The organism is Marinobacter sp. CA1, assembly GCF_020546665.1.
Classification (GTDB): Bacteria; Pseudomonadota; Gammaproteobacteria; order Pseudomonadales; family Oleiphilaceae; genus Marinobacter; species Marinobacter xestospongiae.
The window spans coordinates 3,424,914-3,438,532 of sequence record NZ_CP071785.1 but is presented as its reverse complement, the minus strand read 5'-3'; the positions used below and the strand labels follow the sequence as shown (position 1 = coordinate 3,438,532).

Annotated in this window: 15 protein-coding genes; 8 read left to right on the top strand and 7 right to left on the bottom strand. The window is 62.0% G+C overall.

Annotated elements, in window-relative coordinates; genetic code table 11:
- Positions 1-23 precede the first annotated feature (23 nt).
- The 4 genes from J2887_RS15720 to J2887_RS15705 form a co-directional block, all read right to left on the bottom strand.
- Entirely contained in the window at positions 24-638 is a 615-nt protein-coding gene (locus J2887_RS15720) for a LysE family translocator (protein WP_227172042.1), read from the bottom strand.
- Complete coding sequence (locus J2887_RS15715) at positions 635-1,204, bottom strand: DUF1439 domain-containing protein (RefSeq protein WP_227172041.1); 570 nt, start codon at positions 1,202-1,204, stop codon at positions 635-637. The genes J2887_RS15720 and J2887_RS15715 overlap by 4 nt, the downstream gene beginning before the upstream one ends.
- Before the next feature lie 135 nt (positions 1,205-1,339).
- The gene (locus J2887_RS15710; RefSeq protein WP_227172040.1) at positions 1,340-1,531 is read right to left on the bottom strand and encodes a CPXCG motif-containing cysteine-rich protein; all 192 of its coding nucleotides are present in this window, start codon (positions 1,529-1,531) and stop codon (positions 1,340-1,342) included.
- Positions 1,532-1,578: 47 nt separating this feature from the next.
- On the bottom strand, positions 1,579-2,802 hold the full coding sequence (locus J2887_RS15705; protein WP_227172039.1) for a pyridoxal phosphate-dependent aminotransferase: 1,224 nt from the start codon (positions 2,800-2,802) through the stop codon (positions 1,579-1,581).
- Positions 2,803-3,022: 220 nt separating this feature from the next.
- Here J2887_RS15705 and J2887_RS15700 point away from each other — a divergent pair, with 220 nt between their 5' ends.
- A complete protein-coding gene (locus J2887_RS15700; protein WP_227172038.1) occupies positions 3,023-4,000 on the top strand; it encodes a D-2-hydroxyacid dehydrogenase in 978 nt (325 codons plus the stop codon).
- A gap of 58 nt (positions 4,001-4,058) precedes the next feature.
- On the opposite strand, the gene J2887_RS15695 is transcribed toward J2887_RS15700, so the two are convergent.
- Both J2887_RS15695 and J2887_RS15690 read right to left on the bottom strand, forming a co-directional pair.
- Positions 4,059-5,318 carry an aspartate aminotransferase family protein gene (locus tag J2887_RS15695; RefSeq protein ID WP_227172037.1) on the bottom strand — a complete coding sequence of 420 codons (1,260 nt, stop codon included), beginning with the start codon at positions 5,316-5,318 and terminating at the stop codon, positions 4,059-4,061.
- Positions 5,319-5,433: 115 nt separating this feature from the next.
- Positions 5,434-6,585 (bottom strand): isocitrate/isopropylmalate dehydrogenase family protein, encoded by a 1,152-nt coding sequence (locus J2887_RS15690; RefSeq protein ID WP_227172036.1) that lies wholly within the window; start codon positions 6,583-6,585, stop codon positions 5,434-5,436.
- A 206-nt stretch (positions 6,586-6,791) separates the two neighbouring features.
- Here J2887_RS15690 and J2887_RS15685 point away from each other — a divergent pair, with 206 nt between their 5' ends.
- Positions 6,792-7,556, top strand: coding sequence for an EAL domain-containing protein (locus tag J2887_RS15685; RefSeq protein ID WP_227172035.1), 765 nt, complete (start codon positions 6,792-6,794; stop codon positions 7,554-7,556).
- 45 nt (positions 7,557-7,601) lie between these two features.
- A complete protein-coding gene (locus J2887_RS15680; protein ID WP_227172034.1) occupies positions 7,602-7,958 on the top strand; it encodes a hypothetical protein in 357 nt (118 codons plus the stop codon).
- On the opposite strand, the gene J2887_RS15675 is transcribed toward J2887_RS15680, so the two are convergent.
- The gene (locus J2887_RS15675; RefSeq protein WP_227172033.1) at positions 7,955-8,878 is read right to left on the bottom strand and encodes a LysR family transcriptional regulator; all 924 of its coding nucleotides are present in this window, start codon (positions 8,876-8,878) and stop codon (positions 7,955-7,957) included. The two genes, J2887_RS15680 and J2887_RS15675, sit on opposite strands and share 4 nt — an antisense overlap.
- 113 nt (positions 8,879-8,991) lie before the next feature.
- On the opposite strand from J2887_RS15675, the gene J2887_RS15670 reads away from it, so the two are divergent.
- The 5 genes from J2887_RS15670 to J2887_RS15650 are packed head-to-tail and all read left to right on the top strand — an operon-like array spanning position 8,992 to position 13,607.
- The gene (locus tag J2887_RS15670; RefSeq protein WP_227172032.1) at positions 8,992-10,200 is read left to right on the top strand and encodes an acyl-CoA dehydrogenase family protein; all 1,209 of its coding nucleotides are present in this window, start codon (positions 8,992-8,994) and stop codon (positions 10,198-10,200) included.
- 39 nt (positions 10,201-10,239) lie between these two features.
- Complete coding sequence (locus J2887_RS15665; RefSeq protein ID WP_227172031.1) at positions 10,240-11,055, top strand: SDR family oxidoreductase; 816 nt, start codon at positions 10,240-10,242, stop codon at positions 11,053-11,055.
- 10 nt (positions 11,056-11,065) lie between these two features.
- Positions 11,066-12,130: a phosphotransferase family protein gene (locus J2887_RS15660; RefSeq protein ID WP_227172030.1), complete on the top strand. Its 1,065-nt coding sequence runs from the start codon at positions 11,066-11,068 to the stop codon at positions 12,128-12,130.
- Entirely contained in the window at positions 12,130-12,819 is a 690-nt protein-coding gene (locus J2887_RS15655) for a histidine phosphatase family protein (RefSeq protein ID WP_227172029.1), read from the top strand. The genes J2887_RS15660 and J2887_RS15655 overlap by 1 nt, the downstream gene beginning before the upstream one ends.
- 17 nt (positions 12,820-12,836) lie before the next feature.
- The gene (locus J2887_RS15650) at positions 12,837-13,607 is read left to right on the top strand and encodes an SDR family oxidoreductase (RefSeq protein WP_227172028.1); all 771 of its coding nucleotides are present in this window, start codon (positions 12,837-12,839) and stop codon (positions 13,605-13,607) included.
- Positions 13,608-13,619: the final 12 nt, after the last annotated feature.

Genomic DNA, 13,619 nt, shown 5'->3' with positions numbered 1-13,619 from the left:
TTCGCAATGGCTGAACCGATCAGCTACCGCTCCGCCAGGGCCAGCTTGGCGCCGAGGGCGGCGAAGGTGCTGGCAAAGCCGCGGCGGAGCCAGCCCTGGACCTTGGGGGACTCCATCACTGCTCGGCGGAACAGGTTGGCGAGGAAGCCGTAGCCGGCGAAGACGGCAAAGGTCATAGCCATGAAGACGGCGCTGAGGACCACCAACTGGGTGGTGGCCTGTTCGGCACCCACGGTGACGAATTGTGGCAGGAAGGCGAGGAAAAACAGGCTCAGCTTGGGGTTGAGAATGGTCAACAGGATGGCGCGTACCACCAGGTTGCCGGAGCCTTCACCGTCATCACTTTCCTCCAGGGCAAACCCGCCCCGGTTGCGCCAGGTCTGTACCGCCAGGTAGAGCAGGTAGGCCGCGCCCACCAACTTCAGAACCTGGAACACCACGGCGCTGGTGTGCAGGATGGCGGCCAGGCCCAGCACCGTTGCCGCCAGGTGGGGCAGGATACCGAGAGTGCAGCCAAAGGCGGCGACGACACTGGAACGAGGGCCGCGAGCCAGACTGGTGGCAACGGTGTAGAGCACACCAGAGCCGGGGATCAGCACCAGCACCAGACAGGTGACCAGGAATTCCATGGTGATCATTGCGCGCGACCTTTCTGCTCGTCCATCACCAACTCAATGCGCCCGGGGGCAACGCGGATGTCCATGGGCACCATGCCAAACAGCCGCTGGCGGGCGTCGGACTCATCCAGCCGGTACACTGGAACGGTTTCCAGCAACTGGGCCACGGCCCGCATCACCGTGTCGGTGAGCGGTTTGAGGTCCTGATTGAAGAGGTTGGATTCCACGCGACTGTCCAGCAACTGGAGGCGACGGATGAAGATGGCTTTCTCTGAGGCGTCGTACACGGGCGCGCCTTCCACTTTCAGAAACACATCCACCGGAATCTTGGTCATCAGTGCGTTGACGGCAATCTGGCCGTCGATGTCGATCACCGCGACGTCACGACCGTCGGGCCCCAGGGTAATGTCGGCATCGTTCAGGGTGACGCTCAGCGGCGAGCCAGCCTGGAGCTGCTGCCGGTCAAAGTCATTGATGGCGCGGGCGAGATGGTTCTCCAGCGTGCCCTCGCTGATGGAATAGGGGGAGAAACTGGCGCAGGCGCTGACGGTCAGGGCCAACAGACAGGTGGCGAGCAGTTGCTTCATCGCGGGCCTCTAGGGTCGGAGTGAGTCGGACTGTCGTTATTCTACCTGTAATTGCCTTGCTGGGGGGCGCTGTGGCGTATTACTGATCGGTCACCCGTCGCTGACGCCCACGGCCGGGCATACGTCGGCGACGGTTCAAGCGTTTTCCGCCTCGGCGGTGACGGTCAGTTCACTCCGGTCGTCAATGGCAGCCGTGATCACGATGGGTTGGCAGCAGACCTGGCAGTCCTCCACATAGGTCTGCTCCGATACGCTGGGGTCGATGCTGATGTCCAGCATCTCCCAGCAGTAGGGGCATTGTATGGTGGCGTGTTCCAGGGCTGCCATGTTGCGGTCTGTGTCCGTCGGGTTGCTTGGTCAGATCTGCTGTTTGATCAGAACTGCTGTTTGGCCATCCACGGGATGATGCGGTCGAACGCTTCCTCCAGTTTTTCACAGGAGGTGGAGAAGCTGAACCGCAGGGCGTTTGCCGTATCCTCCCCGAAGGCATCGCCAGGTACCACGCAAACACCGGTCTCCTTGAGCATGCGCAGGGCCAGATCGGAGCCGTCCACATGGGGCGGCAGGTTGGGGAACGAGAAAAACGCGCCACCGGGCTTGTAACCGGTGAGGTGTGGCGTTTCGTCGATCAGGTCCATGATCTTGTCGCGGCGTTCGCGATAGATATTGACCATGTCCCGGGTGCATTGCTGGTCGCCGGTCAGCGCCGCCACTCCGGCAAACTGGGAGGGGGTGTTGGCCACCGAGGTGGTGAACATGTGGTAACGGCGCAGCGACTTGATCGCGGCCTGGCTGGAGATCACCCAGCCCACCCGCAGCCCGGCCATGCTGTAGGTCTTCGAGAAGCTGCTGATGCACATGATGTTATCCAGGTCGACGGCGCAGCTCAGCACGCTGGCGTAGTCGTCGTCATCGAAGATCAGGTGGTCGTAGACTTCGTCGCTGTAGATCTGGATGCCACGGTAGGCGCATTCCTCAACAATGGTTTCGATGGTGCTGCGGGGGTAGACCGCGCCGGTCGGGTTGTTGGGGGAATTGAGGATGATGGCAAACGTGCGCGACCCCATGGCGCGAATCACTTCGTCGGGATCGAGCTGGTGGTTGTTCTCCGGGTGGGTCGGTATGAACTTCACCTCACCGCCATTCATGCGGATCAGCGGTGCATACAGCAGGAACGACGGGTCGGTCACGATGAACTGGCGGCCGGGGGCGGCGGTGGCGGATATGGCCAGGTACATGGCCTCGGTGGCCCCGGACGTGATCAGGATATTGTCCCGCGTCAGCTTGCGGTTGTAGCGCTTGCCGTAATAGTCCCGCAGTGCCACCAATAGCTCCGGCAGGCCGGCGTCCATGGTGTAGCCGGTCTGGCCGGCCCTGAGGGCATCGATGTAGGCATCGACGATGTGCGGGGGCGTGGGCAGGTCGGGCTGGCCAATGGACAGGTGGATCACGTCCTTCATGGTGGCGGCCATGTTGACCATGCGGCGAATGCCTGGAACCGGTATCGCCTGCATCGATGGATGCCAGCGGGCTTTCGACTTGCGGTACTTGATCTTGCGTGGCTGGGCGGTTGTTGCGTCCCGTGCTGCTTCCGGCATACACACCTCCTGAGATCACATAGGCGAAGGCCTGAGGTCGAACGACCATTGTTCAGGACCTTCATGCAGGTTAGACAGGAAACGCAGGCGGGACAACCCCTGAATTTGACCGGCTTTTTCCCAGCGCCCAGACTGAGGAAACCGTTACCGTTTGCGGGGGATTCTGGCCTCGTTAAAACCGTGACTGCGCTGATGTCTAGCAATCAAATGGAGAACTGCCATGTCCACCAATGTCCGTCCTGTCGTCACTGTGCTGACTGCCCCGGGTGATCCTGAGCCACCGGGGCTGGAGGCGGTGCGCAGCCGCGCCGAGGTCCGGCTGGCCTCGGACGAAGCCTCGCTACGCGAGACCCTGCCGGGGACCGACGTAATGATGGTGACGGATTTCCGCACCGAGGCGCTGGCGGCGGCCTGGCCGGCGGCGGACCGGTTGCAGTGGATACACGCCACCAGTGCCGGGGTGGATGCATTGATGTTTCCGGCCCTGATCGAAGGCCCCGTGACCGTAACCAACGCCCGGGGCATCTTTGATCGCACCATCGCCGAATACGTGCTGTGCTCGATTCTGATGTTCGCCAAGGACTTCCCGCAATCCATCCGCTACCAGCTGGCGCACCAGTGGCAACATCGCGATACCGAGCGGGCTGAGGGCCGGCAGGTGCTGGTGGTTGGAGCCGGTTCGATTGGTCGTCAGATTGCCCGGCTGGTGACCGCGGTGGGAATGCACGCCCATGGTATCGCCCGGCGGGAACGTCATGACGACCCGGATTTTGTTGCGGTACACAGCCAGGAGCAACTGATGGAGCAATTGGGGCTGGCAGACTATGTGGTCATTGCCGCGCCTCTGACACCGCAGACTGAGGGCCTGTTTGACGCCCAGGCCTTTGCCGCGATGCGGGACACCGCACGCCTGATCAACATTGGTCGGGGACCGATTGTGAAGACCGATGATCTGGTGGCCGCGCTGGACCAGGGCCAGATCGCCGGTGCCGCGCTGGATGTCTTCGAGGAGGAGCCACTGCCGCCGCAGCACCCGCTCTGGGAACGGGACAACGTCATCATGACGGCACACATGGCGGGGGATTTTATCGGCTGGCGGCGGGCACTGACCGATCAGTTCCTGGAAAATTTTGATCGCTGGCACCAGGGGGAGTCGCTGTTCAATGAAGTGAACAAGTCCCTGGGTTACGCGGGATAGAGTGTGTCTCAGCCAGCGGCACCACCTGGGCGGTGCCGCTGGCTGAGAAAGCAGCAGATCAGGCGGTGGCCTTGAGCGCTTCCTCAAAGATGCCCAGGGCTTCGTCAATCTGCTGGCTGTTGACGATCAGCGGCGGCAGCCAGCGCACGATCTCCTGGTAGGGACCGCAGCGGAGCATCAGCAGGCCACGGTGCTCGCATTCCTTGAGAATCTTGTCGGCGCGTTCGCCATCCGGCTGGCCGTCGCGGCGCATTTCCACCCCCTGCATCAGGCCAAGGCCACGGACATCCTCCATTTCCGGATAGTCTTTCTGCAGGCTTTCGAGGCCGTCCCGCAGTCGCTTGCCCATTGCCTCCGCATTGGCCACCAGTTGCTCCTCGCGAATCACGTCAATGGTGGCGAGGGCGGCGGCAGCGGCGACGGCATTGCCGCCGTAGGTGCCCCCCTGAGAGCCGGGCCAGCCCTTGGCCATGGTGTCTTCCGAGGCCGCCAGTGCGGAAATCGGGAAGCCACTGGCCAGCCCCTTGGCGATCATGATGGCATCCGGCTTGACACCAAAGTGGTCGTGCCCCCAGAACTGGCCGCTGCGGCCAAAGCCGGCCTGCACCTCATCAAACACCAGCATGATGCCGTGCTTGTCGGCGCGTTCCCGCAATCCCTCCATGAAACGCCGGTTGGCCGGCACGTAACCGCCTTCGCCCTGCACGGGCTCGATCATCATGGCGGCCGTTTCCTTGGGCGCCGAGTAGGTCACGAAGATGCGGTCCAGTTCCCGCAGGCAGAAGTCGGTGGTTTCCTCTTCCGACCAGCCGTAGTGATGCACGTGGGGGAAGGGCGCCACCACCACGCCGCCCATCATCGGGCTGACGCCGGCCCGCAGGCCAACGCTGGAGGTGGTCAGCGACAGTGACCCCATGGTTCGGCCGTGAAAGCCGCCGTGGAACACAATGATGTTAGGGCGACCGGTGGCCTGACGCACCAGGCGGATGCCGGCTTCGGCCACTTCGGTGCCGGCGTTGGAAAAGAAGAAAGCGTCGATGTTGTCCGGGGTCAGTTCCCCCAGTTTCTCTGCCAGTTCCGGCAAGCGCGGGTTCATCACCGTGGTGGCCTGGGCGTGGATCATGGTGGCGACCTGCTTCTGGGCCGCTTCAACCACTTTGGGGTGACAGTGGCCGGTACTGGTGACGCCGATACCGGATGTGAAATCCAGATAACGGCGACCCTCCGGGTCGATGATATGGCAGCCTTCGCCCTTGGCGGCCACGATACCGGTTGCCTGCTTCAGCAGGGGAGACAGTTTGCCTTTATGATCCGTCACGGTGCACCTCCCGAATTGAGTTGGTCTTTCCCAGCCTAGCCCTTAAGCCGAGGATTTTAAATGCCTGTGTTGCAAGGGAACCTTTGAAAGCTTCGGATCACCCTGCCAGGGCTGTCTAGCCCAGCCGTTGGCATACTGCATCGCCAATGGTACGGGTATCCCGGGCCTGGCCGTGCTGACTGGCCAGATCATCCGCGACGGCCTGAAACAGCCGTTCTCCGGCTTCGGCCAGGCGGCGATCCTGACGGCCCAGCCACTCCAGCATCCGCGCGGTGGTGAACAGCATGGCGGTGGGATCGGCGATGCCTTGGCCGGCGATGTCGGGTGCGCTGCCGTGGGTGGGTTCGAACATCGACGGCAGCTCCGGGTTGTCGGGATTCAGGTTGCAGGACGGCGCCACCCCCATGCCGCCGGACAGCACAGCCGCGAGGTCGGTCAGGATGTCCCCCTGAAGGTTACTGGCTACCACCACATCAAACGCCCAGGGGCACTGGACGAACTTCATGCAGGCGGCGTCCACCAGCTCGTGGTGGGTGGCGACATCGGGATAGTCTGCGGCCACCTGTTCAAAGACCTCGGTATAGAGGTCGCCCCAGTAACGCAGGGCATTGCGTTTGGTGATCACGCAGACCTGGCTGTCACACTGGCGGCCATCCTGGGTACGGAACTGACGCGACTGATTGTCGGCCCGGCGCTGCGCAGCCCGCAGTCTGGCTTGCTGGAAACCGTAGCGGATGATCCGCTCCGTGGCACGGTAGGTGAACAGCTCGATCTGGGTGGCAATTTCGTCTCGGGTGCCCTGGCGCAGCCGGCCGCCCTGGCTGACATACTCGCCTTCCGAGTTCTCCCGGATCACCAGCATGTCGATGTCGCGGGCTCGGTCATCCGCCAGGTACTGGCGAGCGCCGGGCAGCAGCCGGGCCGGGCGTTCACAGACCCATTGGTCGAAACCTTTACGCATCTGCAGCAATGGCGCCAGCGACACGCTGTCTGGCAGCAGGTAGCGGTCGGGATCGTTCACCGGACCGGGATCGCCAAGGGCACCGAGCAGGATGGCGTCGAATGCCTGCAACTGCTGCAATGCGTCTGCCGGCATGGATTCGCCATGTTCCTCGTGCCAGGCATGGGACGGCCAGGGGAAGCGGACCCACTCAAGCTCCAGCTGGTGTTGCTGTCTCAGTACCTCCAGGCAGCGAACGGCTTCGGCGACGACCTCCGGGCCGATGCCATCGCCGGGGGTGATTGCAATGCGGGTAGTCTTGGCCATAGGGATTCCTTATCCATCGGTCGTACAAGCAAGTAGTCGCAAGATGCGACATCGGTTGTGAGGCTGTTCAATCCTGAAACCAGTGTAGCTGTGGCAGTGGCCCTCGCCAGCCCGGAGCCTTCTTCCGGACCCTGCTTGATGTGCCACTGGAGCTTCTATGCTGGTGTTGAAGCTGTCTTACCGGTTTTCATGACAAAGGATGCAGCATGTCGGTTCCACAGGAATTGTTTGACGAGTCCCACTGTGAGTTGTGCGCCTGTGGCGCGGGACTGGATTTTTCTATCAGTTTTGCCTTCCAGCCCATCGTTGATGCCGAGACCCGTACAGTGTTCGCTTACGAGGCCCTGGTCCGTGGCGAGCAGGGCGAACCGGCGGGTGAAGTGCTCGGCCGGGTCCATAACGCCAACCGCTATGCCTTTGACCAGGTTTGTCGGGTGCGGGCGGTCAAGCTGGCATCGCGGTTGGGGATGACCGCCCGCCTGAGCATCAATTTCCTGCCCAATGCGGTCTATCGGGCGGAGTACTGTATTCGCACCACCCTGGCGGCCGCGCAACATTACGACTTCGATACCAGCCGGATCATCTTCGAGGTCACCGAAGGCGAGGCGCTGACGTCAAAGGAGCATCTTCTGTCGATTCTTGCCAGCTACCAGCAGATGGGGTTCAGCGTGGCGCTGGACGATTTCGGCGCCGGCTACAACCGCTTTGATGTGTTGATGGATACCCCGCCGGACCTGTTGAAGCTGGACATGATGCTGATTCGCGACATTGATCAGCGTCCGAGGAGTCAGGCGGTGGTGGATGGCCTGCTGTTGACCTGCCGTCGCCTGGGAGTGCAGGTGATGGCGGAAGGGATTGAAAGCGAGGCGGAGTACGACTGGTTGCGGGAGCGGGGAGTGCGACTGTTCCAGGGCTACCTGTTTGCCCGGCCGGCGTTCGATCAGTTACCTGAGGTTTACATTCCCCGCTGAATGGGGTTTGCTGAACCATCCTAGCCGTAACAAGGAGTTACCCAGTTGTTCTATCGTGTTCTCACCCTCTTGGGGGCGGTGCTGTTTGTGATCGCGCTGTTTGGCCTGCTGTGGCTGTTCTGTCGTCGCTTTCTGCAGCGCCATGGTGTGGTCGACCAGCTCGCGGACCGGACCTCCGTGCTGGCAACCTGGACCTTCGCCGGTGTCGCCATTGGGCTGGTGTTCGCCGGTGTCGGCGCGTTGTTGTTGGGTCCCTGGGCGTTTTACCGAACCTTGCGCGGCCACGACGTCGCTATCTCCGATGCCGCTGCCATGTGGTGGGGGCTGGGGATTGTGTTGGCGGCGTTGCTGGTGACCGGTAGCGGGTTTGCCGCGTTCCTGTATCTGGTCGGGGCAGTTTAGCCCGCCCCTGATACATCAGCCGTTTCCTGGCCGATGCGGTGCAGTTGCTGACGAAACCAGGCCAGTGCCGGCTCCTGCTCATATGGCCGGTGCCAGTAGAGATGGACATCGAGATCGGGCAGGTTGGTAGGCGCGGTCAGCAGGGCCAGACCGGTGTTTTCGGCAATGATGCGGGCGTAGGTTTCCGGCATGGTCAGCAGCAGATCGCTTTGGGCGACCACCCGGCAGGCTGCGAAGTAGTGTTGGCAGCGCAGACGAATGCGCCGCTGAACCCCTTGCCGGGACAGTTCAAAATCTTCAATACCGGGGCCCTCCGCCCGGGATGATACCAGTACATGACTGGCCGCCAGGTAGTCGTCCAGAGTCAGCGGCTCGTGGGCCAGCGGGTGGTCACTGCGGGCGATGACCACCAGGCGATCCTGCCGCAGCCGCTCATGGGCCGTCTGCTCGGACACCGGCAGCAGCACGTCGACGGCAAAATCCAGCTTGCCGGCGGCGAGCTGGGTCTCCATATCCCGCCGGGCCACCCGCTGGCTGATGATTTCCAGTTCCGGATAGGGTTCCAGACGTGCCATCAGGCTGGGGAGAAAGGTGGACTCCAGCACGTCCCGCATCGCCAGGGCGTAGGTCTTGCGATGGCTGGCGGGATCAAAGGCGTGGAACTGGTTGACGGCGCTCTGGATCTGGGTCAGCCCCGGTCGCATGGAGGCGAGGAATCGGCGGGCCAGGGGAGTGGGCACCATCTGGTTGCCCTGGCGGGTGAACAGCGGGTCGTCAAAGTGTTCGCGCAGCTTGGCGAGAGAGTGGCTGATGGCTGGCTGGGTCAGATGCAACGCCCGGGCCGCGCGGGTCAGGCTGCCTTCCCGGTAGATGGTGTCGAAGACGTGCAGCAGGTTCAGGTCGAGTCGATTCAGTGCCATGGTTCGCGGATCTGTGAATAAGTCAGCCTTATGATAGCGGATTAAAATAATTCAGTCGCTTGATAACTTGAGGGCTCCTAGACTGGTGCCAATCGACTGATGAGGGAATCACCATGGACTTCACTATTTCCGACAAGGGGCAGGACTATCTCGAGCGCGTCAAGGCATTCATGCGGGACGAGATCTTTCCGATTGAAGCGCAATACCATCGTGAGCTGGCGGCCCAGGACAATCGCTGGGTGGAATTGCCGGTTATCCGTGAGCTCAAGGAAAAGGCCCGGGCCCAGGGACTGTGGAACATGTTCTTTCCCGACGAGGCCCATGGTTGCGGTCTGCTCAATTCCGATTACGCGCTGATCGCTGAAGAAACCGGCAAGAGCTTTATCGCGCCGGAGATCTTCAACTGTAACGCGCCTGATACCGGCAACATGGAGGTGCTGATTCACTACGGCTCGGAGCAGCAGAAAGCCGAGTGGCTGCCGCGGTTGCTCAGTGGCGAGATCCGCTCGGCGTTCTGTATGACCGAACCGGGAGTGGCGTCGTCCGATGCCACCAACATGGCGGCCACCGCCACGGTGGAAGGCGACGAAGTGGTACTCAACGGTCGCAAATGGTGGAGTACCGGCATTGGTCACCCGGACTGCAAGGTGGCGATATTCATGGGCCTGACCGATCCCCAGGCTGACAAGCATCGCCAGCATTCCATGGTCCTGGTGCCGCTGGACACGCCGGGTGTGACGATCGAGCGGATGCTGCCGGTGTTTGGCGCCTACGACGAGCCCTATGGTCACGGCGAGGTGGTGTTCGACAACGTGCGCCTGCCGACCAGCGCTTTCATTGCCGGGCCCGGGCGCGGTTTCGAGATCGCCCAGGGTCGTCTGGGGCCGGGGCGGGTGCATCACTGCATGCGGGCCATCGGTGCCGCGGAACGGGCCCTGGAGCTACTGATCAAACGGGCGGTGAGCCGCGAGGCCTTTGGCCGCCCGCTGGCGAAGCTCGGGGGGAATCCGGACATCATTGCCAACGCCCGCATGTCGATTGAGCAGGCCCGGCTGCTGACGCTGAAATGCGCCTGGTTGTTGGACACCAAAGGCATTCGGGGTGCGCTTGCCGAGGTGGCCATGATCAAGGCCGTGATTCCGCAGATGCTGCAGACCATCGTCGATCAGGCGATCCAGATCCACGGCGGCGCCGGTGTCAGCGATGACGATTTCCCGCTGACCCAGCTGTTTGCCTACGCCCGGGTCCTGCGCCTGGCGGACGGTCCGGACGAAGTGCATCGCGCCACCGTGGCGCGGATGGAACTGAGAAAATACCGCTGAGCGCCGGCAACGCTCACAGAGTCAACGACGAGGCAAACCATGCAACGAATTTTCATTACCGGTGGCGCCAGCGGCCTTGGTCGTGCCCTTGCCCTGCGCTATGCCCGTGACGGTGCCCGAGTCTGTATTGGTGATATCAACCCGCAGCAGGGCGCCGAGGTGGAGGCGGAGATTCGCGCCGCCGGTGGTGAGCCCCTGTATCTGAACTGCGATGTGCGGCAACTGGCCGATCTGGAACGGGCTTGCGATACCCTGCTGGATAGCTGGGGCGGCGTAGACGTGGTGGTCAATAACGCTGGCGTCGCCTCGGCGGGTACCATTGAAGACAGCACCCTGGCGGACTGGGAATGGATTCTTGATATCAACGTGCTGGGGGTGGTCCGGGGCTGCAAGGCGTTCACACCGCTGTTCAAGCGCCAGGGCGCCGGTACCTTTGTCAATGTGGCGTCGATGGCGGGGCTGATGCTGGCGCCGGTGATGAGCAGTTACAACGTCTCCAAGGCCGGCGTGATCGCACTGTCGGAAACCCTGAGCCAGGAACTGCGGGACGCCGGCATCGGCGTGTGCTGTGTGTGTCCGGCGTTCTTCCAGACCAACCTGGCGAGCACCATGCGGTCGGACATTCCCGGCATGCAGCAGAACGTCAACAAACTGATGAAGCGCTCCAGCGTGGGGGCCGACCAGGTGGCGGAAGACATTCATCGCGCCGTCCGCACTGGCCAGTTCTGGGTGCTGCCCCATGCCAAGGAGCGTCGAATGTGGGTTCTCAAGCGATACGTCCCCCGCGCATTCGACTGGTTAATGCACCAGGAAACCAAACGCTGGATGGGCAAGATGGCGAAGGCTGCCCAATAGGAGAAGAGCAATGAGCCAGATCGACCAGGCGGTGGCAATCCGCAAGGGTGAAGAACTGGATGTGGCGGCGGTTGACCGCTTCATGAAGCAGGCGTTGCCAGAGCTGACCGGAGAACCAGTCATCCGGCAATACCCGGGCGGCGCCTCCAACCTGACCTATCAGGTGGATTACGGCGACCGATCCTACGTACTGCGCCGACCGCCGTTCGGCAAGATTGCCAAGTCCGCCCATGACATGCTGCGGGAAGCCCGGGTGATGGAGGCGCTCAAGCCGGTGTACCCGTACGTGCCCGACATTGTCGCAATCTGCGATGATCATGAGGTGCTGGGTTGCGATTTCTATGTGATGCAGCGGCTCAAGGGCGTCATCCTGAGGCAGGATTTTCCCGCCGACCTGGCCCTCAATGAGGCCGATACCCGCAAGCTGTGCCTGAATGTGATCGACAAGCTGGTGGAGCTGCACCAGGTGGATGCCAAGGCGACCGGCCTGGACCGGCTGGGCAAGGGCGCCGGTTATGTGCAGCGCCAGATTGGTGGCTGGAGTGAGCGTTTCCGCAAGGCCCGTACCGACGATGTCGGTGATTTCGAGGCGGTGATGGCGTGGCTGCAGGACAAGATGCCCGATGACATTGGTCAGTGTGTGATCCACAACGACTACCGTTTCGACAATGTGGTGCTCAACCCCGACAACCCGTTTGAGGTGATCGGCGTGCTGGACTGGGAAATGGCCACCATTGGCGATCCGCTGATGGATCTGGGCAACAGCCTGGCGTACTGGATTCAGGCCGATGATGATCCCGGTATGCAAATGCTGCGGCGCCAGCCCACGCACCAGCCAGGCATGCTGAGCCGGGAGGAAGTGGTCGCTTACTATCTTGACCGCGCCGGGCTGTCGATCAACAGCTTTGATTTCTACGAGGTCTACGGTTTGTTCCGGCTGGCGGTGATCATCCAGCAGATCTATTACCGCTACTACCATGGCCAGACCGCAGACAAGCGGTTTGCGGCCTTTGGTCAGGCCGCCAACTATCTGCAGCAGCGCTGCCAGCGGCTGATCCAGGCCAGTAAGCTGTAATGGCAGCCATTTACCTGATTCGCCACGGCCAGGCCAGTTTTGGTAAAGCCAACTACGATCAGTTGTCGGAACGTGGCTGGCAGCAGGGACGGGTACTGGGACGCTGGCTGGCGGGCAAGGTTTCGCCCCAGGCTGTGGTGGGAGGCTCGCTACAGCGTCACCGGGAAACCGCCGAGGCCATTGCCAGCGGGTTCGGCCGTGACCTGCCCGATATGCGGGTGATGGCCGGCCTGGACGAGTTTGATCATACCGCAGTGATCGAGTGCTATAGGCCGCAATGGGCTGACCGGGCCCGCATGGCCCGGGATCTTCAGGCTTTTCCCAAACCGGCGAAAGCGTTTCAGGACGCGTTCGTGGCCGCCGTGGTGCGCTGGGCCAGCGGTGACCATGACTCGGACTACCGCGAGACCTGGCCTGAGTTCAAAGCGCGGGTACTGACCGCCTTCGAAGAGCTGGTGGCCTTTGCCGATGGCAGCGATGTGCTGGTAACCACATCGGGTGGCCCGATCTCGGTGATGGTGCAGCATCTGCTCGGGCTGGATGATGCCCGCACCCTGGGGCTGAATGAGGTGATCGCCAACACCAGTGTGACCCGGGTGCTCTATTCCGGCGGCCGCCGCAGTCTGGCGGTGTTCAACAACTACAGTCACCTGGAGGCCGAAGACCTGGCCCTGGTGAGTTTTCGCTAATACGGAGAGATTGGTCAATGAGCAACAACGATCTGTTTAACCTGCAAGGAAAAGTCGCTCTGGTGACCGGCGCCAGCCGGGGCATTGGCGAGAGCATCGCCCGTACCCTGGCTGGACAGGGCGCCCATGTCATCGTCAGCAGCCGTAAAATTGATGGCTGTGAGGCAGTCGCTTCCAGCATTCGCGAGGCCGGTGGCAGTGCCGAGGCCTATGCCTGCCATATTGGCGATATGGAGCAAATCGAGGCGGTTTGGACCCATATCGAGCAGAATCACGGCAAGATCGATATCCTGGTCAACAATGCCGCGGCCAATCCCTACTTCGGGCCAGTGGAGGACACCGACCTGGCGGCGTTCAACAAGACCGTTGATGTGAACATTCGCGGCTACTTCTTTATGTGTGCCCGTGGCGCTCAGCTGATGAAGAAGAATGGCGGTGGCGCCATCGTCAATGTGGCGTCGGTTAACGGCGTCAATCCTGGCCATTTCCAGGGCATCTACTCAATCACCAAGGCCGCCGTTATTTCCATGACCAAGTCCTTCGCCATGGAGCTGGGGCAGCAGAACATTCGGGTCAACGCCCTGTTGCCGGGCCTGACCGACACCAAGTTTGCCAGCGCCCTGACCACCAACGACGCCATTCGCAAGCAGGCAATGGCTCACATACCGATGAAGCGGGTGGCCGATCCGGATGAAATGGCCGGCACCGTGCTCTACCTGGTGTCACAGGCCTCCAGCTATACCACCGGTGCCTGCATCAACGCCGATGGCGGCTATCTGACGGTTTAAGCGTCGTGGTCG

Coding starts and splice junctions, on each gene's coding strand:
- J2887_RS15650 (WP_227172028.1), top strand. CDS start 12,837: ATGAGCAACAACGATCTGTTTAACCTGCAAGGAAAAGTCGCTCTGGTG.
- J2887_RS15660 (WP_227172030.1), top strand. CDS start 11,066: ATGAGCCAGATCGACCAGGCGGTGGCAATCCGCAAGGGTGAAGAACTG.
- J2887_RS15690 (WP_227172036.1), bottom strand. CDS start 6,585: ATGGCCAAGACTACCCGCATTGCAATCACCCCCGGCGATGGCATCGGC.
- J2887_RS15675 (WP_227172033.1), bottom strand. CDS start 8,878: ATGGCACTGAATCGACTCGACCTGAACCTGCTGCACGTCTTCGACACC.
- J2887_RS15710 (WP_227172040.1), bottom strand. CDS start 1,531: ATGGCAGCCCTGGAACACGCCACCATACAATGCCCCTACTGCTGGGAG.
- J2887_RS15655 (WP_227172029.1), top strand. CDS start 12,130: ATGGCAGCCATTTACCTGATTCGCCACGGCCAGGCCAGTTTTGGTAAA.
- J2887_RS15670 (WP_227172032.1), top strand. CDS start 8,992: ATGGACTTCACTATTTCCGACAAGGGGCAGGACTATCTCGAGCGCGTC.
- J2887_RS15665 (WP_227172031.1), top strand. CDS start 10,240: ATGCAACGAATTTTCATTACCGGTGGCGCCAGCGGCCTTGGTCGTGCC.
- J2887_RS15700 (WP_227172038.1), top strand. CDS start 3,023: ATGTCCACCAATGTCCGTCCTGTCGTCACTGTGCTGACTGCCCCGGGT.
- J2887_RS15715 (WP_227172041.1), bottom strand. CDS start 1,204: ATGAAGCAACTGCTCGCCACCTGTCTGTTGGCCCTGACCGTCAGCGCC.
- J2887_RS15685 (WP_227172035.1), top strand. CDS start 6,792: ATGTCGGTTCCACAGGAATTGTTTGACGAGTCCCACTGTGAGTTGTGC.
- J2887_RS15705 (WP_227172039.1), bottom strand. CDS start 2,802: ATGCCGGAAGCAGCACGGGACGCAACAACCGCCCAGCCACGCAAGATC.
- J2887_RS15720 (WP_227172042.1), bottom strand. CDS start 638: ATGATCACCATGGAATTCCTGGTCACCTGTCTGGTGCTGGTGCTGATC.